Source organism: Mesonia ostreae (assembly GCF_031845265.1).
Classification (GTDB): Bacteria; Bacteroidota; Bacteroidia; order Flavobacteriales; family Flavobacteriaceae; genus Mesonia; species Mesonia ostreae.
Genome location: NZ_JAVRBG010000014.1, coordinates 20,384 through 39,112, shown reverse-complemented (window position 1 = coordinate 39,112; position 18,729 = coordinate 20,384). Strand labels below are relative to the sequence as shown.

Annotated in this window: 18 protein-coding genes; 7 read left to right on the top strand and 11 right to left on the bottom strand. The window is 35.1% G+C overall.

Annotated elements, in window-relative coordinates; all coding sequences use genetic code 11:
* Nucleotides 1–4: 4 nt before the first annotated feature.
* The 3 genes from RLT85_RS12705 to ctlX all read left to right on the top strand — a co-directional run bounded on the left by RLT85_RS12705 (nucleotide 5) and on the right by ctlX (nucleotide 3,317).
* Nucleotides 5–1,294 carry a citrate synthase gene (locus RLT85_RS12705; protein ID WP_311402426.1) on the top strand — a complete coding sequence of 430 codons (1,290 nt, stop codon included), beginning with the start codon at nucleotides 5–7 and terminating at the stop codon, nucleotides 1,292–1,294.
* 76 nt (nucleotides 1,295–1,370) lie between these two features.
* The gene (locus RLT85_RS12700) at nucleotides 1,371–2,285 is read left to right on the top strand and encodes a dimethylarginine dimethylaminohydrolase family protein (protein WP_311402425.1); all 915 of its coding nucleotides are present in this window, start codon (nucleotides 1,371–1,373) and stop codon (nucleotides 2,283–2,285) included.
* Nucleotides 2,286–2,378: 93 nt separating this feature from the next.
* A complete protein-coding gene (gene ctlX / locus RLT85_RS12695) occupies nucleotides 2,379–3,317 on the top strand; it encodes a citrulline utilization hydrolase CtlX (RefSeq protein WP_311402424.1) in 939 nt (312 codons plus the stop codon).
* Here ctlX and RLT85_RS12690 read toward each other — a convergent pair.
* Nucleotides 3,314–4,801 (bottom strand): BCCT family transporter, encoded by a 1,488-nt coding sequence (locus RLT85_RS12690; RefSeq protein WP_311402423.1) that lies wholly within the window; start codon nucleotides 4,799–4,801, stop codon nucleotides 3,314–3,316. The genes ctlX and RLT85_RS12690 overlap by 4 nt on opposite strands.
* A 3-nt stretch (nucleotides 4,802–4,804) precedes the next feature.
* On the bottom strand, nucleotides 4,805–6,229 hold the full coding sequence (locus tag RLT85_RS12685) for an SDR family oxidoreductase (protein WP_311402422.1): 1,425 nt from the start codon (nucleotides 6,227–6,229) through the stop codon (nucleotides 4,805–4,807).
* A gap of 68 nt (nucleotides 6,230–6,297) precedes the next feature.
* On the opposite strand from RLT85_RS12685, the gene RLT85_RS12680 reads away from it, so the two are divergent.
* Nucleotides 6,298–6,501 (top strand): hypothetical protein, encoded by a 204-nt coding sequence (locus RLT85_RS12680; protein WP_311402421.1) that lies wholly within the window; start codon nucleotides 6,298–6,300, stop codon nucleotides 6,499–6,501.
* A 1-nt stretch (nucleotide 6,502) separates the two neighbouring features.
* Here the strand turns inward: RLT85_RS12680 and RLT85_RS12675 are convergent, their stop codons facing one another.
* From RLT85_RS12675 to RLT85_RS12665, 3 genes are all read right to left on the bottom strand, one after another.
* Complete coding sequence (locus RLT85_RS12675) at nucleotides 6,503–7,135, bottom strand: MarC family NAAT transporter (protein WP_311402420.1); 633 nt, start codon at nucleotides 7,133–7,135, stop codon at nucleotides 6,503–6,505.
* A 74-nt stretch (nucleotides 7,136–7,209) separates the two neighbouring features.
* Complete coding sequence (locus RLT85_RS12670) at nucleotides 7,210–7,638, bottom strand: hypothetical protein (protein ID WP_311402419.1); 429 nt, start codon at nucleotides 7,636–7,638, stop codon at nucleotides 7,210–7,212.
* A gap of 22 nt (nucleotides 7,639–7,660) precedes the next feature.
* A complete protein-coding gene (locus RLT85_RS12665; protein WP_311402418.1) occupies nucleotides 7,661–8,113 on the bottom strand; it encodes a thioredoxin family protein in 453 nt (150 codons plus the stop codon).
* 215 nt (nucleotides 8,114–8,328) lie between these two features.
* Between RLT85_RS12665 and argS the strand changes: the two genes are divergently transcribed.
* On the top strand, nucleotides 8,329–10,098 hold the full coding sequence (argS, locus tag RLT85_RS12660; protein ID WP_311402417.1) for an arginine--tRNA ligase: 1,770 nt from the start codon (nucleotides 8,329–8,331) through the stop codon (nucleotides 10,096–10,098).
* Between the two features lie 148 nt (nucleotides 10,099–10,246).
* Here argS and RLT85_RS12655 read toward each other — a convergent pair whose 3' ends face one another.
* The 3 genes from RLT85_RS12655 to RLT85_RS12645 are packed head-to-tail and all read right to left on the bottom strand — an operon-like array spanning nucleotide 10,247 to nucleotide 14,005.
* The gene (locus tag RLT85_RS12655) at nucleotides 10,247–12,538 is read right to left on the bottom strand and encodes a TonB-dependent receptor plug domain-containing protein (RefSeq protein ID WP_311402416.1); all 2,292 of its coding nucleotides are present in this window, start codon (nucleotides 12,536–12,538) and stop codon (nucleotides 10,247–10,249) included.
* Nucleotides 12,531–13,436, bottom strand: coding sequence for a FecR family protein (locus RLT85_RS12650; RefSeq protein ID WP_311402415.1), 906 nt, complete (start codon nucleotides 13,434–13,436; stop codon nucleotides 12,531–12,533). The genes RLT85_RS12655 and RLT85_RS12650 overlap by 8 nt, the downstream gene beginning before the upstream one ends.
* A gap of 53 nt (nucleotides 13,437–13,489) precedes the next feature.
* Entirely contained in the window at nucleotides 13,490–14,005 is a 516-nt protein-coding gene (locus RLT85_RS12645; protein WP_311402414.1) for an RNA polymerase sigma factor, read from the bottom strand.
* Between the two features lie 317 nt (nucleotides 14,006–14,322).
* Here RLT85_RS12645 and ffh point away from each other — a divergent pair, with 317 nt between their 5' ends.
* Complete coding sequence (ffh, locus tag RLT85_RS12640; protein ID WP_311402413.1) at nucleotides 14,323–15,651, top strand: signal recognition particle protein; 1,329 nt, start codon at nucleotides 14,323–14,325, stop codon at nucleotides 15,649–15,651.
* 113 nt (nucleotides 15,652–15,764) lie between these two features.
* Nucleotides 15,765–16,655, top strand: coding sequence for a bifunctional 5,10-methylenetetrahydrofolate dehydrogenase/5,10-methenyltetrahydrofolate cyclohydrolase (locus tag RLT85_RS12635; RefSeq protein ID WP_311402412.1), 891 nt, complete (start codon nucleotides 15,765–15,767; stop codon nucleotides 16,653–16,655).
* A 160-nt stretch (nucleotides 16,656–16,815) separates the two neighbouring features.
* Here RLT85_RS12635 and RLT85_RS12630 read toward each other — a convergent pair whose 3' ends face one another.
* From RLT85_RS12630 to RLT85_RS12620, 3 genes are read right to left on the bottom strand one after another with little or no spacing between them, the layout of a single operon-like run.
* Entirely contained in the window at nucleotides 16,816–17,223 is a 408-nt protein-coding gene (locus tag RLT85_RS12630) for a YkvA family protein (RefSeq protein ID WP_311402411.1), read from the bottom strand.
* 2 nt (nucleotides 17,224–17,225) lie between these two features.
* Nucleotides 17,226–18,302, bottom strand: a complete 1,077-nt coding sequence (locus RLT85_RS12625) for an AI-2E family transporter (RefSeq protein WP_311402410.1) — start codon at nucleotides 18,300–18,302, stop codon at nucleotides 17,226–17,228.
* Nucleotides 18,303–18,305: 3 nt separating this feature from the next.
* Nucleotides 18,306–18,728: a VOC family protein gene (locus tag RLT85_RS12620; protein WP_311402409.1), complete on the bottom strand. Its 423-nt coding sequence runs from the start codon at nucleotides 18,726–18,728 to the stop codon at nucleotides 18,306–18,308.
* Between the last annotated feature and the right edge of the window lies 1 nt (nucleotide 18,729).

The following is an 18,729-nucleotide window of genomic DNA, read 5'->3' as shown; positions in this document are numbered from 1 at the left end:
ATATATGTCAAATAAAGCTACTATAGAACTAGACGGGAAAAAATATGAGTTTCCAGTAGTTGTAGGAACCGAGAACGAGGTTGCTATCGAGATTAAATCTTTAAGAGCAGATACGGGAGGATTAATTACACTAGATCCAGGATATAAAAATACTGGATCTTGCAAAAGTGCGATTACATTCTTAAATGGAGAAAAGGGGATTTTACGTTACCGTGGTTATTCTATTGAAGAATTAGCAGATAAAGCGAGTTTTTTAGAAGTAGCTTATTTGTTAATTTTTGGAGAATTGCCAACACAAGAGCAATTAGACAAGCTGTATAAAGACATTAAAAAAGAATCTCATGTAGATGAAGAGATGAAGAAGATCTTAGATGGTTTTCCAAAATCGGCTCATCCAATGGGAGTTTTATCTTCTTTAACGAGTGCTTTAATCGCTTTTAATCCAAGTGCGGTAAACGTAGACTCAGATGAAGAGATGTACAATGCAATTATTAAGTTGCTCGCCAAATTTCCAGTTTTAGTTGCTTGGACACTTAGAAAGAAAAACGGACAGCCTTTAGATTATGGAGATAGTTCTTTAGGTTATGTAGACAACATTTTAAAAATGATGTTTAAATCACCACACGAAGAACATTATGACTTAGATCCTGTGGTTTCGTCAGCTTTAAATAAATTATTAATCTTACATGCAGATCACGAGCAAAACTGTTCGACCTCTACAGTAAGAATCGTTGGTTCTTCTCACGCAGGGTTGTTTGCTTCTATTTCTGCAGGAATTTCTGCTCTTTGGGGACCACTTCATGGTGGGGCCAATCAAGCGGTGATTGAGATGTTAGAAAATATTAAGCAAGACGGCGGCGATTCCAAAAAATATATGGGAAAAGCCAAAGACAAAGAAGATCCATTCCGTTTAATGGGATTTGGACACCGTGTATATAAGAATTTTGACCCACGTGCTAAAATTATTAAAAAATCTGCAGATCAAGTTCTAGAACAACTAGGGGTAGAAGATCCTGTGTTGGATATCGCAAAAGGTTTAGAAAAAGAAGCTTTAGAAGATAGCTATTTTGTAGATAGAAAATTATATCCAAATGTAGATTTTTATTCTGGAATTATTTATAGAGCTTTAGGAATCCCTACCGAAATGTTTACGGTAATGTTTGCTTTGGGTAGATTGCCAGGATGGATTGCTCAATGGAGAGAGATGCGTTTAGAAAAAGAACCAATTGGGCGACCAAGACAGGTTTACACAGGAGAAAACTTAAGAGAGTTTAAAGACATCTCAAAAAGATAGTACTCCTCAAATAAGTAAAGTTAAAAGCTTCATAGAGATATGAAGCTTTTTTTATATTTGTAAAAAATTAAAATCGATGTTGAAACTTCATATTACTAATGAAACTTCTCGGCTTAGGGCCGTAGTTTTAGGACTAGCAAATAGCAATGGACCAACACCCACTTTAGAAGAGGCTTACGATCCAAAATCGGCTGAATACATTAAAGCTGGAACCTATCCCATAGAGGAAGATATGGAAAAAGAAATGACTGCGGTTCAAAAAGTATTGGAGAAATATGAGGTGAAAATTTTTAGACCCGAATTAATTGAAGATTACAATCAGATTTTCACTAGAGACATAGGCTTTGTGATAGAAGACATTTTCTTCAAAGCTAATATTTTGCCAGACAGAGAAAGAGAAATTGATGCCATTCATGAAGTAATCGACCAAATAAATCCTAAAAAAGTACACCGCTTTCCAGAAGATCACCATATTGAAGGAGGCGATGTGATGCCTATAGGAGATTATATTTTTGTAGGAACGTATACAGAAAGCGATTATAGCAATTACATTACAGCGAGAACCAATATGAAGGCGGTACACGCTTTGCAAGAAATGTTTCCGCAGAAAAAAGTGAAGTCTTTTAACCTTAGAAAATCTGCCACAGACCCTAGAATGAATGCTTTACATTTAGATTGCTGTTTTCAACCTGTAGGAAAAGACAAAGCCATTCTTCATAAAAATGGTTTTTTAAATATAGAAGAATATGAATGGTTGGTTAATTTCTACGGAAAAGAAAACGTATATGAAATTGATAGTGATGAGATGTATGCGATGAACAGCAACATCTTTTCTATTGCTGAAGATGTAGTAATTTCAGAGAAAAACTTTACCAGATTAAACACGTGGTTAAGAGCGCAGGGAATTACTGTAGAAGAAGTGCCTTATGCAGAAATTTCTAAACAGGAAGGTTTATTGCGTTGCTCTACCTTGCCTTTAATACGAGATTAATGCGGTAGGGATTGAAATGGCATCCTTTTTCTTTTTTTTTAAGAAAATGATATAATGGAAAGCCCGCTCGAACGCCCAAAAAAACAGATGAGAATGAAACAAATAACGAATAGTATATTAATGATTCGTCCGGTAAATTTTAGGATGAATGAAGAGACGGCTGTAAACAACTATTTTCAGAAGTCGATAGATGAAGAGCAAGAAGCCATTACCCTAAAAGCACAAAAAGAATTTGATGCGCTGGTGAATAAGCTTAGAAAAGTAGGCGTAGACTTAATTGTAGTGGATGATAAGCTAGAAAATGACACGCCGGACTCTATTTTTCCTAATAACTGGGTTTCGTTTCACGAAAACGGGAATATAGGTTTATATCCTATGTTCGCCGAAAATAGAAGACGAGAACGAAGAGAAGATATCTTTGTGACCTTAGAAGAAAAAGGTTTTGGCATCAATAATATAGTGGATTACACCGCTGGGGAGGCCGAGAGTGTTTTCTTGGAAGGAACCGGAGTTTTATTGCTGGATCGCACCAACGAAAAAGCCTATTGTGCTTTATCTGAACGTGCTGATGAAGCTTTATTTATAGAGTTTTGTGAAGACTTTGAATATATGCCTATCGTTTTTAACGCAAAACAAACGGTTAACGGAGAACGCAAAGCCATTTACCACACCAATGTGATGATGTGTTTGGCAGAAGAATTTGTAGTAATTTGTTTAGATACCATTGATGATGCCAAAGAGCGTAAAAAAGTGATCGCAAGCTTTAAGCAGGATAAAAAAGAAATCATTGCTATCACTGAAGCTCAAATGCATCAATTTGCTGGAAATATGTTACAGGTGCAAGGTGCTTTTGATAAAAAGTACTTGGTAATGAGTGCAACTGCTCATAAAAGTCTTACCGCTCAACAAATAGAAGCGATTGAGAAACATTGTGAAATTTTAAGCAGCGATCTAGAAACCATAGAAACCCTGGGTGGCGGAAGTGCTCGTTGTATGATGGCAGAGATTTTCTTGCCTAAAAACATTAATTAATCTTTTGTTTCACTAATAATGCTTTTTACCAAATTGATGGCGATAATTACAGTGATCAAAGCAAAAGGCAAAGAAGAGATAATTAAGAATTTTTGCATTGCGGTGATCACATTTTCTGCAGCCGAATAACTGGCCAGAATAAGAATCGCTTCGGTGAATAAGAATAAAGCAATAGCCCAAAGGAGTCGGTGAGATTTCTTTGGGTTTTCTTTTCCCTTATCGGTAAACATACTCAGTACAAAAATGGCGCTGTCCACAGAGGTGACTAGAAAGCCAACCAACAATAAAATGGTGACGATAGAGGTTAATCCGCTTAGCGGAAATGCTTTTAGGTAAACAAATAAAGAGGTGAAAACATTAGAGAATTCATCGTTATAGACGCCCCAATTTTCAATCAATTGAAACGCCGAAGTTCCAAAACTAGAGAACCATATAAAACTTCCGAAGCATGGTAAAAATAAACTTCCAAAGATAAGTTGTCTTACTGTTCTTCCTTTAGAAATACGCGCGATAAAAATTCCGGTAAACGGAGCCCAAGACAACCAGAACGCCCAATAATAAAACGTCCAATCTGTTAAAAATGCTTTCCCTGGATTGTAATCTCCCAAGGCTAAACTCAACGGAATGAAATCGAATATATACTGATAAGTTGCAATAAAAAAGTTGCTAAAAATTTCTACTAGATCTCCGTGAAACCAAACAAACATCAATAAAAGGCACGTAATACTAATGTTTAGGTTAGAAATTTGTTTGATTCCTTTCTGAATTCCGCGATAGACGGAAATAAAAGCGAGTAAAAAGATAATAAAAGTAAATAGGTAAGCGTAAATGGAAACTTTGTTCCCAAGTAAAAACTGTAATCCGCCTTCTATTTGAGCGGTTCCCAATGCAATCGCTGCGACAATTCCTACTACTGTGGTCATGACGGTTAGGTAATCGACACTTCTAATGATGTTGCTGGTTTTGGCGGTAGAAAAACTATTACTCAGTAAAATACTTTCCTTTCGTGCATATACATAATACCCAATGACCAATGCAAAAAATGCATAAAATGCCCAGGCGGTAAATCCCCATTGATAAAAGGTATATTCTAAGGCAATCACATCTGGCGAGCTTCCCGTTTCTATGGGTGGATTTTGCTGCATAAATACGGGTTCTTGTACCGCACGCAATAAAATTCCTGCGCCCATCCCAGCGCTATAAAGCATCGCTGTCCAAGATAAAAAACCATATTCTGGCCTAGTACCTCCTAGTCTTCTTCTTCCGAAGGGAGAAATAGCTACTCCCAATAAAAAAACAACACAGGCTAGTCCTAACCATAAATAAAATATTCCAAAAGTATTGCGAATGCTAATGGAATACTGCTCAATGAGCGCATAAAAATGCTCTGGTGCAAGTGAAATGTATAAGGATAGAGCAAGAATGCTCAAAAATGAAAAGCACAATAAAGTGTTTTCTTTAAGGTAGGCAATAATTTTGTTCATGGATTACTCTTTGGCGATACGCTCTAACATTCCCGCAAATATAAAATAATGAAACGGAAGCATGCTGTACCAATACAGTCTGCCCCAAATTCCTTTAGGTCTAAAAGTGGCTGTTTGATGAACAACATTTTCTTCATCTATACAAAACTCTAACCAAGCTTCTCCCGGCACTTTCATTTCGGCAAAAAGCAAGAGACGTTTTTTCTCTGGATCGGCTAAAAGAACTCGCCAAAAGTCTAAAGAATCTCCTGCATAAATTTTATTGGGATGCGTTCTTCCTCTTCGTAAACCCACTCCGCCGGCTAATTTATCCATAAAGCCTCGTATTTTCCATAAGCGATTGGCGTAATACCAACCATTTCTCCCACCTATGCTCCAAATTTTTTCTAAAGATTTTTTGGCATCATCACTTTTTAATTCCTGATTGTCTACCAAACAACCATGGGTAGGGACTTGTATATATTTATTAAGGTCGCTGGTGAATCTACCGCTTACACGAGAATCTTTCCAACTGGAGACCACTTGATTTTGTTCTATTTTATCAAAAGCTGCTTTTATGGCTTCGGTATAAGTAAGCGGTTTTACTTTTAATATTTTTTCTAGTCGGTTATCTTTAGAGATGACTTCAACCTCCATACTATCCACCAAATTAGTGGCTAACTTATAAGAAGTAGAGGTCATAAAATACAACCAATACGAGGATAATTTGGGAGACAAAAAAGGCACACCTACAATGTGCAAGTTAAGGTCTCTAATCTCGCAATACCTAAGCATCATGCTTTTGTAAGTCATGACATCTGGACCGGCAATATCAAAAGATTCGTCAAAACATTCTTCTTTTCCCAAAGAGCGACTAAGGTATTCTAAGACATTTCTTATGGCGATGGGTTGGGTTTTGGTATTTACCCAAAGCGGTGTAATCATAGCCGGGAGTTTTTCGCACAAGTCCCTAATGATTTCAAAAGAAGAACTTCCCGATCCTACAATAATCCCTGCTTGTAGGCGTGTAAGATGAAAATTTCCTCGAGAGAGTACTTGACCTACTTTCTTACGAGATTCTAAATGTTTAGACATTTTGCCTTCATTTACCATTCCTGTAAGGTAAATCACTTGCTTTACGGAAAGATTTTCTAGATAGGCATTAAAGTTTTTAGCTGATTTTTCTTCGAGATCGTCAAAATCTTTCGTAGATCCTGTCATGGAATGAATCAAATAATAGGCAGCATCAATATCTTTGGGAAGTACGTTTTGGTCTACTTCTTCTAAAAAATCAATTTCTACAATCTCTATTTTCTCTTTTATTTCTTTATCTACCGAAAGTCTATCTGCGCTGCGTACTGCGCATACCACTTCATGATTCATTTCTAAGAGTAGAGGAAGTAAGCGCATACCAATATAACCATTGGCGCCGGTTAAGAGAATTTTCATATTTTTTTACAGATAATTTAAGCAATAAATACTTAACTTTCCGCTAAAAGTTGATATAAGCTCACACTATGCAGAATACTTTAAGAATTGTTTTATTGATTTTGGGAATTGCTCTTATTGGCTACGGACTTTATACCGTGCTTTTTCCTCATATTTCTTTAGAAGATGGGGTTAGTCATATTTCGGCGAAAGCCGATCAAACCCAGAGTTTTGCCATGGTTTGTTTAGGGATTCTTACTTTGGTTTGCGGGATAGCTTTTAAAAAAAGATAGTTTAAAGAAGAGCGTTTCTTAAAACGCTCATCACCGAAGAGCTAATATATTCTATCCCTATAGCAATAACAATAAAACCAATAATTCTAGAAATGGCATTAATGCCTGAAGCTCCAAGAAATTTTACGATAAAGTGAGCACTTTTTAAGACGAGAAATGTGGCAAAACATACCACAGCAATTGCTGCAATAATGTATGTTTTTTCTATAAGCAAACCAAACTCTTCTTGCATCCCAATGAGCAAAGATATAGAGCCAGGGCCAGCAAGCATAGGAATAGCAAGTGGCGTTAAAGAAACACTCTCACGTTGATAAGCATCGGTTTTTACTTTCTCTCGGTCCATACCTTTGTGCTTATTAAAGCTTCCTGTAAGTAGAGCAAAACCAGAAGAAACGATGATGAGACCTCCAGCAATTCTCAAAGATTCTATACTGATACCAAAGAAATTTAAAACGTACTTTCCTGTAAAGAAAGCAATTAATAAAATAACAAATGTATTGATAGCAGTAAGAAAAGAAGTTTTTGATTGTTCTCTTTTAGTGTCGTCTTTGGTAAGTCCTACAAAAATAGGAACTGTTCCTAGTGGATTCATTACCGAGAATAATGCGGCAAAAACATACATAAATAAAGTCATCTTTTTTTTGGTAAAGATGCTGTATAAAACCAGACTGTAGTTCACTAAATAATTAAATGAAGGTTATTAAAATGCTAATAATATCCTCGTTGAGAAGAGCTAGAATGATTCGCCTTAAAGGCTAAGATTTTCTTGATGAATTGGTGTATTTTTTTGGTGTCAGCTTTAATTTTTATAAAATGATGATCTCCATAAATAGAATATTCTTCTGCCTTACCTTTATATAGGTTTAGTTTGTAAAAGGGAATTACTAGCGCGTAAGACTCTAGTAGCGATCTAAAACCGACGATAATTCCGTCGGGGCGCATTTCAATATTACAAACATTTAGGTAGGAGTCTAAAATTAACAAGTTATGAATCTCGATGCTGCATGAAGTAATGTATAATTTGCCGCAACCAATTCCATTCATTATAAAGCGCTCTTTTAAGCTAAAAGGTAAGCCTACTGCTGTATCAATAGCCTTGGTAATTCTAGGATTTCGGTAAGAAACATTATACAGCATCTTTAATAAATAGTATTATGGGTTATTTTTGAGTGTAAATTTTTCCGAGGTTCATAAATTCCGTTACCGATTTATACCCAGAAACCCGAGTTAAGATTCGGCCATTGCCACCATCTAAATACAACAAAGTAGGATAACTTCTTAAACCAATACGTTGGGCAATTTCGGCACCTTCGCCTTTTTCCGCGTTAAGCGCTAAATTGATAAACTCCTTATTGTAAAATTCACCCACACTTTTATCTCTAAATGTGTTTTTCTTCAAGGCTTTACACACGCCGCACCAGTTGGCATACAAATAGACAAAAACCAATTTTTTTTCTTTTTTAGCTTTTTCTAAAGCTTCGTGATAGTCTCCGTTATAAAAATCGATTCCTTTTCTAATTTCTGTTTTATCCTTCTCATTAGGCGTTGTAAAGCCATAGAAAATAGAAGTGAAAAGAACCGCCATAAGGATAGATGTAAAAGGAAGTTTCATAAGAATCGAAGTATTAGTCTCCTCTGAGGTTATTCAGAAAAGCTTCTTAAATTTAAAGTTACATTTTCTTGAGAAGAACTACAAGTAACTAACAACATGAGTTTTTTAAGTCTAAACCTAAGAAATAACTCGTTTTAAAAAGGAAAGCTACGGCGGAAATTAGACAACTCTAATTTTTAAATTATCTTTGCACCTCCAAATTTAAGTGAATTTTCATGCAAGCATTATTAGAACAGCACATCAAAGAAGCGCTCAACTCGCTACACCAAGTTAATCTAGAACATGTCGAATTTCAGGCGACTCGCAAGGAATTTGAAGGCGATGTTACTGTAGTGATTTTTCCTATGTTAAGACAGGTGAAGACAAATCCTGTTGCTTTGGGAGAAGCCATTGGAAGTTATTTGGTGGAGAATGTAGCTATAGTGGAGAGATTTAATGTGGTGAAAGGTTTTTTAAACTTGGTGATTAGTGATGATTATTTTTTACATCAATTTAAAGAAATTAAGGATAATGAGCATTTTGGTTTTGTAAAATCTACAGAAGACTCTCCTAGCATTATGGTAGAGTATTCTTCTCCTAACACCAACAAACCTCTGCATTTAGGGCACGTAAGAAATAATTTATTAGGTTACGCTGTCGCGGAAATTTTAAAAGCTGCGGGAAATACGGTGTATAAAACTCAAATTATCAATGACCGCGGAATTCATATTTGCAAGAGTATGCTGGCTTGGCAAAAGTTTGGAAACGGGGAAACTCCGCAATCTACCGGATTAAAAGGAGATAAACTGGTCGGAAATTATTATGTAAAGTTTGATCAAGAATACAAAGCACAAGTAGCCGAACTGAAAAAACACGGTAAATCTGAAGATGACGCAAAAATAGAAGCTCCGTTATTGCTTGAAGCCAAAAAGATGCTTCTTCAATGGGAAGCCGGAGATGAAGAAGTAGTGGCGCTTTGGAAAAAAATGAATCAGTGGGTGTATGATGGTTTTGAAACTACCTATAAAAACATGGGTGTAGATTTCGATAAAAATTACTATGAGAGTGATACCTATTTATTAGGAAAAGAAGTAGTTCAGGAAGGATTAGAAAAAAACGTATTTTTTAAAAAAGAAGACGGCAGTGTTTGGATAGATTTAACCGATGAAGGTCTAGATGAGAAAATTGTTTTACGATCTGATGGAACTGCGGTTTATATGACGCAAGATATAGGAACCGCCATCCAACGTGTAGAAGATTATGCTATTAATGGCTTGGTGTATACCGTAGGAAATGAGCAAGATTACCACTTTAAAGTATTGTTTTTGATACTTAAAAAACTGGGTTACGAATGGGCAAACCATTTGTATCATCTAAGTTACGGGATGGTAGATTTACCTAGCGGAAAGATGAAAAGTAGAGAAGGAACCGTGGTAGATGCCGATGAACTAATGCAGGAAATGACAAAAACTGCGCAAACTATTTCTGAGGATTTAGGAAAACTAGAAGGTTATACACAAGAAGAAAAAAATGAACTTTACGAGACTATAGGTCTGGGAGCTTTAAAGTATTACATTCTAAAAGTAGATCCGCGAAAGCGTATTTTATTTAATCCAGAAGAATCTGTAGATTTTCAGGGAAATACAGGACCTTTTATTCAATATACTTACGCTAGAATACAGTCTATTTTACGTAGAGCAAACTTTGACTACGGGCAAGATGTAGTTGATTATACGTTAGATGCTAAAGAAAAAGAGGTGATGAAGCAATTGCAATTGTTTCCAGAAGTAATTCAGCAGGCAGCGTCGCAACACAGTCCGGCTTTAATTGCCAATTTCACCTACGATTTAGTGAAAGAGTTTAATTCGTTCTATCAAAATGTGAGTATTCTAGGTACCGATGTAGAAATAGAAAAAGTATTTAGAGTGCAACTGGCAAAAACCGTAGCGCAAACCTTAAAAAATGCTTTTGGACTTTTAGGAATAAAAGTGCCTGAAAGAATGTAATCTATTTTCAATACTTCTAGTAAGCAGTACTCCCTAGAAGTATTAAGGATTTAAATTTTAGTTAATAAACCCAGAATCAAGAACCAGGATTTATTGGTAAGTAAAATTTTTTTGGCTTTAAAGAGTTTTTAGGTAGAACTATTTTTTTTTAAAACATAAGTCTAAAGATGAGATTGGGGGTGATTCCTAAACCTTCTTCTTTCACCATAAAAATATCACCTTCTATTCTTTCGTAATAGGCATTTACAATATTTTTGGTATTTAGAACATTCCAAATTGAAATTCCCGCGTAGGCATTAATTTTTGAATGTATGGGAAATTGCTTACTTGCTGAAAAATCTACGCGTACATAAGAGTTCAAATTTGCGCTATTGGTAGCAAGATAATCAAATTGATTATTAGCTAAGCCTTCTTCACTAATAGGTGTATAGTGTTTTCCAGACCGCCACTTAATTCCGCCAGATAATTTTAAATCATCGTATTCGTAGCTAGTAGTGAACGATAAGGAATTTGCAATTTCGATATTACTGTCAAAAGCTTCTTCAGAGATAGAGGTAAACGTATAATCGTTGTTGGTTAATGAGTAGCTGGCCCACGCATTGAGTCTTCCAAATTTTCTTTTTAATAAAAAATCAATTCCTCGAATATAATATTCTCCAATTAAAGAGGCGTATTCATATTGATTTTGAAACCCTTGGCTTCTAGAGGTAATTCCTTTCACCTTTTTGGTGTAGGCTTCGGTACTTGCGAGCCAATTATTTTTGTTATAATGAATACCCAATGATAACTGATAACTTTTAAGAATAGGTACCTCTTCTTGGTCTGATAACTGCCACCGTCTATTTTCTATTCCTAAGAAATCATTTTGAAAATCGATGATTTGTGTACTAGACTGGCTTTTGATTTCTCCCAACAATTCAAAGGAAAGAGATTCTACTATTTTCTGATTAAAACTGAATCTAGGCTCAAATAAAAAGGTATCAAATTCTTTAAAATAATTAAGTCGGGATCCTAATTGAACCGAGGTTCTTAAATCATTAGACTTAAAAGATAGGGTAGAAAATAAGGCATAATTGCTCGCATAAAGCTGACTAAAATTTCCCGATAAGGGATTAGACATTTTTTGAACATTATCGATTCTAGTTTGTAAATATTCAAAACCGTTTTTCCATTTTAAAAGTGGATCTAACTTCCAAGAAGTGGTAAACTTAAAGCTATTTTCTATGACATCATTTTCTTGCTTTAAATCTTGAGAAGTAATCGCATTGGCATTTTTTGAATCTAAGCGATAGTTAGAAAAATAATATTGAATATTTGTTTGAAACACATCGCTCCATGTTCTTTTATGAAAAAGTCCCACTCCAAGGCTGGTTTGAGACAAATTGCTGGTTTTTGTACTTACTTCATTTTCTACAATAGCCTTTTCCAAAAAACTTAAATCATTATTTAAATAAATCACATTTAAACGTAAGAAATCTTTTTTAGAAGCTTGGTACAACCATCTTAAACTCACATCGTAAAAAGAAAATGCATCGTTGCTTTTTACACTCTGTTCATTATCTGTAATTTCTGTATTTTGAAAAGCTCTGTCGTAATATTGATCGTAAGTAGGCGTTTTAAAAACTCCGTTGATAGAACTTCTAGCTGCTACTTTTACCGAGGAATTTTCAAAAACGGGAACATCTACCAAACCATAAATGCTTAAGTAATTAACGCCGGCTTCAGCATGAAAATCGTTTCCAATTTTATCGCTGGTTTCTAAGGATATAATTCCAGAAACACTATTTCCGTAGGCGGAACTGGTTCCGTTTTTAATTAAAGAAACGCGTTGGGTCATATACGGATTAATGGCAGATATAAGTCCAAAAAAGTGCCCCGATTGATACATTCTAATTCCATCCCACAAGACTAGATTTTGATCTTGGGTACCGCCTCTAATGTTGAGGTCAGATATTTTTTCATTAATACTTTCTACGCCTGGTAAGGCTCTTATTGTTTGGAGTGCATCGGGTTCAATGAGACCAGGAAGTACGCCAAAATTGTCAAAATTAACTTCAAATGTTCCTTGATCTTTTTTACTAATTCCTCGTGCTAAATAATTGGAGATGATAATAGTTTCCAATTCTTCCATTTTCTCTTGAGTGAGAATGTCATTCTTTTTTGTTATCGCAATAAATTTTTCTGAGACGATTTCAAAAACAAGAGATGTATTTGCTTCAAGAAATCCAAGAATATCTATAAAAGGCATTTCTTTAGAATAAACAGGCACGTAAACCTCTTTTATATCGTGGTCTGCATAAGAAAAGTTGTAGTTGTAATTGGCTTCTAATTCTATAATCACTTGAGGTAAGGCAATAGAATCTTTAATTGTTTGTGCTTGCATCGCACTACAACAAAATCCAGTAATTATAAGTAAGTAGAGGTTTAATTTTTTACTCACGGGCACTTACGATGATCTTATTTTTTTGAATACTATAGTCTAATCCAAACGGCAAAGTGATAGATTTTATTGCTGTTTCTATATCTTTGTGGGTAAAACTACCAGTAAACAACTTATCTTGATCTAAAGTAAGATTTTTAGTTTGAATTTGAACTGGATATTGTCTTTCCAATTCTTTAAAAACTTCTCCTAACGGAATACTTTTAAAGGTACTTTTTCCCCGTAACCAATTAGAGCTATTGTCAAAATTCTCGTATTGATTGAGTTGTTGGTCACGAAAAGAAAGACTTTTTCCTGCGGAAAGTTTTATAGTTTTATTGTTAATTTTCACTTCTACCAAACCTTCATAACAATCTACTTGTATAGATTTTTCACGTTGTCGTACATTAAATTTTGTTCCTAATACGCTTATTTCTCCAAGATTGGTAATTACCGTAAACTTTTTTCCTTTGGCAACTTTAAAAAAGGCTTCTCCTTCAAGATGAATTTCTCTGTTTCCTGTCCAATTATCTTTAGCGTAAGAAATGGAAGAATTCGTATTTAAAACCACTTCCGAAGCATCTGGTAAACTCACTTGTTTTGTAACCATGGTTGCGGTATCAATATCTGTATAATTAGAATGGAAAAATAAAAAGTAAGATCCTATAGCAATTACTAAAATCGCTGCGATTCTAGGAAGTCTACCCAACCAAATATTCTTAGTTTTTTTCTCTTGTTTCTTCTTCTTGAGGTTTTCTAAGCCTTCTTCAATATTAAATTCTGGAGCTTTAAAATGCGCAGCTTTTTCTGCGATTTTTTTATACTCGTGAAAGTCTTCCATTTCTTCTAAAAACTGAAGTTCTTCCGCAGATAAAGTTTCCTTATCTAACCATTTTTTTATGATCTCTTCTTCTTTCATGACTTGTTTTCTGCCTATAGAACAACTACTTCGGTATTTTTCCTACTCTGTTTTTATATTCCTTTTATTTCTTTACGGATTTTTTTAAGCGCCCCATAAATTCTTTTCTCTACAGCCTTTTGAGAAATGTCTAATATTTCCGCAATTTCTCTGTGTTTTTTGCCTTCTGTTCGGTTTAATAAAAAAGCAACTCGTTGGGCTTCAGTAAGGGTAGAAAGGGCTTTTTGGTATTTTTCAAGATATTCCTGTTCTTCTAATAAAAATTGTGGGTCTTGGTGATCTTGATGCTTTGTTTTTCTTTTTTCATAGTTCAACACTACTTTTTGGTGTTTAATCTCATTCAGCATAAGATTATTGGCGACGGTAAAAAGAAAACTTTTTGCTTTACTGAGTGGAACTTTCTTGCAGTTTTGCCATAATTTTACAAAAGCCTCCTGCATTTTATCTTCTGGCAGAAACTTTTCTCCAAACTTATAGTAAAGAAAATCATGAATGTTTTTCGCATGTTTTTGATACAAACTAGCAAAAACACTTTCTTGGCAAACATGCTCGTGTAATTCTTTAGCCATTAAGTTGAGGTTTTTGTAAAACTAATAAAAAATATGAAGTGTCTATTAGGAGTTTTAGGAAATGTATTGTTTAATAAACAAGTACCCTTGTGAAATACGGTGAAAATCTCAATTTCTTCGACTTTTATAAGACTAGACCTTTTATGAAAGTCTATACATTGCAGTGGGTATATAGTTTTTTGTTGTTTTGTTTAAGGACCGCTAGAATTTATAGCGGTCTTTTTTTATGAATATGCAATGCTATTTTCCTGCATTAAGACTTTATAGTTAAACATCTAATCCTTAACTTTGCAATTCTTAAAAATAGAAGAAAGCCTATGTTTGATAATTTAAGTGATAAGCTTGATAAAGCTTTACACGTCTTAAAAGGACACGGACAAATTACGGAGGTTAACGTAGCAGAAACGTTAAAAGAAGTACGTCGTGCTTTGGTAGACGCCGATGTGAATTACAAAATTGCCAAAGACTTTACCAGTATTGTAAAAGAAAAGGCTCTAGGTCAAGACGTATTAAAAGCGTTAAAACCGGGAGAACTCATGGTAAAATTGGTAAAAGATGAACTTACCAAACTCATGGGAGGAGATGTCGCAGGAATTAATCTTTCAGGCGATCCAAGCATAATTTTAATGTCTGGTCTTCAAGGTAGTGGTAAAACTACTTTTTCTGGTAAACTAGCCAACTTCTTAAAAACGAAAAAGACAAAGAAACCTCTTTTAGTAGCTTGTGATGTGTATCGTCCAGCGGCGATAGATCAATTGCATGTGGTGGGAGAGCAAATAGGAGTAGAGGTATATTCAGATAGAGATACCAAAGATCCTGTAAAAATTTCTCAAGATGGAATTGCTTACGCCAAAGAGAATGGATTTAATGTCGTGATTATTGATACCGCGGGACGTTTGGCTGTAGATGAGGTGATGATGACCGAAATTTCTACGATACATAAAGCAATTCAGCCTCAAGAAACCCTTTTCGTAGTAGATTCTATGACAGGTCAAGATGCCGTGAATACGGCAAAATCATTTAACGATGTATTAAATTTTGACGGGGTTATCCTAACCAAATTAGATGGTGATACCCGTGGGGGTGCTGCTATTTCTATTAAATCTGTAGTGAATAAGCCTATTAAGTTTATTGGTACTGGTGAAAAAATGGAAGCTATTGATGTGTTCTACCCAGAACGTATGGCCGATCGTATTTTGGGAATGGGAGATGTGGTTTCTTTGGTAGAGAGAGCGCAAGAGCAATACGATGAGGAAGAAGCGAGAAAGCTTCAAAAGAAAATTGCCAAAAATCAATTCGGTTTTGATGATTTTTTAAATCAAATTCAGCAAGTAAAAAAGATGGGGAATATGAAAGACCTTGTAGGAATGATACCTGGTGCTGGAAAAATGATGAAAGATATAGATATTGATGATGATGCTTTTAAACATATTGAAGCGATTATTCATTCGATGACGTTAGAAGAAAGAACACAGCCCTCTGTGATTAATGCAAGTAGAAAAAAGAGAATAGGAAAAGGTTCTGGAACTTCAGTAACGCAAGTAAATCAGTTGTTAAAGCAATTTGACCAGATGAGTAAAATGATGAAAATGATGCAAGGCGGCGGCGGTAAAAAAATGATGCAGATGATGAAGGGAATGAAGTAAACTATCTATTTTTTTAGGTAGAGAATCTTATGAATTTCAGGATTAATAATCTAGGGAGATTTGTAGTTGACACTATTAAGAAGTTAACTGCTCCTGCCAACTAAAAAAGGAATATGAAAATTTTAGACGGTAAAAAAGTAAGCAACGACATTAAAGATGAAATTGCTGCGGAAGTTTCTAAGATGAAACAAAAAGGGGAAAAAGTCCCTCATCTCGCTGCCATTATTGTAGGTAATGATGGTGCGAGTAGAACCTATGTAAACAGTAAAGTGAGAGCTTGTGAACGCGTAGGCTTTGAATCTACCATGGTACGAATGTCTAGCACGACAAGTGAAATAGAATTGCTAGAGAAAATTAAGGAATTGAACGAGGATGATTCCGTTGATGGTTTTATTGTTCAGTTGCCATTACCTCCACAAATCAATACACAACAAGTGTTAATGGCTGTGGATCCAGATAAAGATGTGGATGGTTTTCATCCTACCAACTTTGGGAAAATGTCATTGGATATGACCTCATTTATTCCCGCAACTCCTTTTGGAATTCTAGAACTATTAGAGCGCTATGATATTCCTACCAAAGGAAAACATACTGTGGTCATAGGAAGAAGTCATATTGTGGGAAGACCTATGAGTATTCTTATGGGAAGAATGGGCTTTCCTGGAAATTCTACAGTTACCTTAACGCATAAATACACCAAAAACATTACCCAAATAACCTCTCAAGCAGACATTATTATCGTTGCGGTAGGAATCCCTCATTTCTTAAAAGCTGAAATGATTAAAGATGATGCGGTGGTAATTGATGTAGGAATTACAAGAGTACCAGATGAAACTGCAGAGAAAGGATATGTGATTACAGGAGATGCAGATTTTGAGAATGTAAAAAAGAAAACATCGTATATAACCCCAGTACCGGGAGGAGTAGGGCCTATGACCATTGCGATGTTATTAAAAAATACATTGTTGGCGAGAGATCGTCATCGTTTGAGACAAAATTTATAAAAAAAAGGCTGGCTGAAAAGTTTTAAAACTGTCATTCTGAACCTGCCCGTACCATTCAGGCAGGTTTATTCCAAAATCTCATCATATCGATTAACGGATAAATATGAAAATCTGAATCTGGTTCGGGTTGACAGAAATTGACCTTTTAGACAGCCTTATTTTATGCGCGGTCTACTTCTTCCGTTTTCCAATCTAGATAACTATGTAAATCTGTCTCAACAAATCTAAGCGCAAAACTGAGTACACTCAAATCATCGATATATCCTAAAACTGGAATAAAATCTGGCACTATGTCTAATGGATTAAGAACATATAAAAGTGAAAATATAATAGATCCTATGGTAAACCAAGGAACCTCTGTATATATACCATTTTTATAATCTTTCAACATTTTTAGCATCAGTTTGGCTAAGGAAGCGTATTTCTCTAAAATACCAGAGTTGGCAATTTTACCTTCTATAGCTTTTTGATTGGAGATGGTTACATCCATATCTTCCCGAGAGGTTTGCATCGCTTGTTTCTCTACATAATCCTCATTTATTTTTTTTTCTCTACTGAATATTCCCATAATTATAGTTTTTTAGTTTCTGCTTTTTTATCAAGTTTATCTTTGTTTTCTTCGGAGGTGGACGGTTTAGGGTTGCTTTTTCCGTATTCTTTTTTATAAATTTTTACTATAAGTAAAAATAATGAAATTAAGAGAGGACCAAAAATAAGTCCAATAAATCCAAATAAAGGTACACCTACAACAACTCCTAATAACGTTATGAGAGGGTGTACGTCAGATAATTTTCTTAAAACATACAGTCGTATGATATTATCTGTACTTCCTACAATAACAATTCCATAAATTAATATAGCGATCGCTTGCCAATTACTTCCTTGAGCAAATAATAATATAGCAACAGGAAAAATACCTATAGCTGTTCCTATAAACGGAATCATAGATCCTATGGTGGTGATCACGAACCAGAAAAAAGGATCGGGTACACCAAAAATAAGAAAACCTATTAAAGAAATCACTCCTTGGCAAATTGCTACTAACGGAATTCCAATCGCATTGGCTTTTACCATCTCGGTGCTTTCTTTCCCAATAAGACTTAAGTTTTCAGAATTTATAGGAACGTAATCATTCATAGTTTCTCTAATTTGCTTTCTATTGGTAAGCAAATAATATAGAAGAAAATACATAATTCCTATGGCGATAAAAGCATCAAACGTTCCCCCAGCAACACTTTGTAAGTTATTGGATACCCAGCTTCCAATCTCGCTGGTATTAATTTCTTTAGTAAAGTTATAATTTACTGCGTGTTCCCAATCACTCATTTGCTGTTTGATGGCGTTCACTACTTTTTCTGAATTGTTAACAGCCTTACCTATTTTTGAAGTAAGCATCAATACAATCCCCGCTGTTGGAATTAAAATTCCTATGAACGAGAAAAACATTAAAGTGCCAGCTGCCAAATCTTGATTCCACCCTCTTTTTACGAGTTTGGCCATCCATTTTCTCAAAAGAACATAGAAAGTAATCGCTCCTAAAACACCAGAAAGATAAGGTGCCATTTCTATAGAAATAAGATATCCCAAAACTACAATGAGTAGTAATATGAATAATTGCCTAACAAATTCTGGTTCTAATCTTTTCATGTATTAAGAGGCAAATAACTGATCTGGCTCCTTAAAGGCTTTAAACTCTAGAGCATTGCCGCAGGGATCGTAAAAAAACATCGTCATTTGTTCTCCTGGTTTCCCCTTAAATCTTATATAAGGCTCAATCGCAAACATTATACCTTTTTGTTTTAACTGATCTGCAAAAGATTGAAAGATGTCCCAGGGAAGAACTACTCCAAAATGAGGAACAGGTACATTTTTTCCATCAATAGAACTTTGGGAAGGAGCACTAACTGAATTTTCGTCTAAATGAATTACCAACTGATGTCCAAAAAAATCATAATCTACCCAATGATCGCTACTTCTTCCTTCTGTAAAATGAAGCGTATCTGTATAAAATGTTCTAGCTTTTTGTAGATCGTCTACAGGAATAGCTAAATGAAATGGGGGTGCTTTTTTCATA

Coding starts and splice junctions, on each gene's coding strand:
- RLT85_RS12705 (WP_311402426.1), top strand. CDS start 5: ATGTCAAATAAAGCTACTATAGAACTAGACGGGAAAAAATATGAGTTT.
- RLT85_RS12700 (WP_311402425.1), top strand. CDS start 1,371: ATGTTGAAACTTCATATTACTAATGAAACTTCTCGGCTTAGGGCCGTA.
- ctlX (WP_311402424.1), top strand. CDS start 2,379: ATGAAACAAATAACGAATAGTATATTAATGATTCGTCCGGTAAATTTT.
- RLT85_RS12690 (WP_311402423.1), bottom strand. CDS start 4,801: ATGAACAAAATTATTGCCTACCTTAAAGAAAACACTTTATTGTGCTTT.
- RLT85_RS12685 (WP_311402422.1), bottom strand. CDS start 6,229: ATGAAAATTCTCTTAACCGGCGCCAATGGTTATATTGGTATGCGCTTA.
- RLT85_RS12680 (WP_311402421.1), top strand. CDS start 6,298: ATGCAGAATACTTTAAGAATTGTTTTATTGATTTTGGGAATTGCTCTT.
- RLT85_RS12675 (WP_311402420.1), bottom strand. CDS start 7,135: ATGACTTTATTTATGTATGTTTTTGCCGCATTATTCTCGGTAATGAAT.
- RLT85_RS12670 (WP_311402419.1), bottom strand. CDS start 7,638: ATGCTGTATAATGTTTCTTACCGAAATCCTAGAATTACCAAGGCTATT.
- RLT85_RS12665 (WP_311402418.1), bottom strand. CDS start 8,113: ATGAAACTTCCTTTTACATCTATCCTTATGGCGGTTCTTTTCACTTCT.
- argS (WP_311402417.1), top strand. CDS start 8,329: ATGCAAGCATTATTAGAACAGCACATCAAAGAAGCGCTCAACTCGCTA.
- RLT85_RS12650 (WP_311402415.1), bottom strand. CDS start 13,436: ATGAAAGAAGAAGAGATCATAAAAAAATGGTTAGATAAGGAAACTTTA.
- RLT85_RS12645 (WP_311402414.1), bottom strand. CDS start 14,005: ATGGCTAAAGAATTACACGAGCATGTTTGCCAAGAAAGTGTTTTTGCT.
- ffh (WP_311402413.1), top strand. CDS start 14,323: ATGTTTGATAATTTAAGTGATAAGCTTGATAAAGCTTTACACGTCTTA.
- RLT85_RS12635 (WP_311402412.1), top strand. CDS start 15,765: ATGAAAATTTTAGACGGTAAAAAAGTAAGCAACGACATTAAAGATGAA.
- RLT85_RS12630 (WP_311402411.1), bottom strand. CDS start 17,223: ATGGGAATATTCAGTAGAGAAAAAAAAATAAATGAGGATTATGTAGAG.
- RLT85_RS12625 (WP_311402410.1), bottom strand. CDS start 18,302: ATGAAAAGATTAGAACCAGAATTTGTTAGGCAATTATTCATATTACTA.
- RLT85_RS12620 (WP_311402409.1), bottom strand. CDS start 18,728: ATGAAAAAAGCACCCCCATTTCATTTAGCTATTCCTGTAGACGATCTA.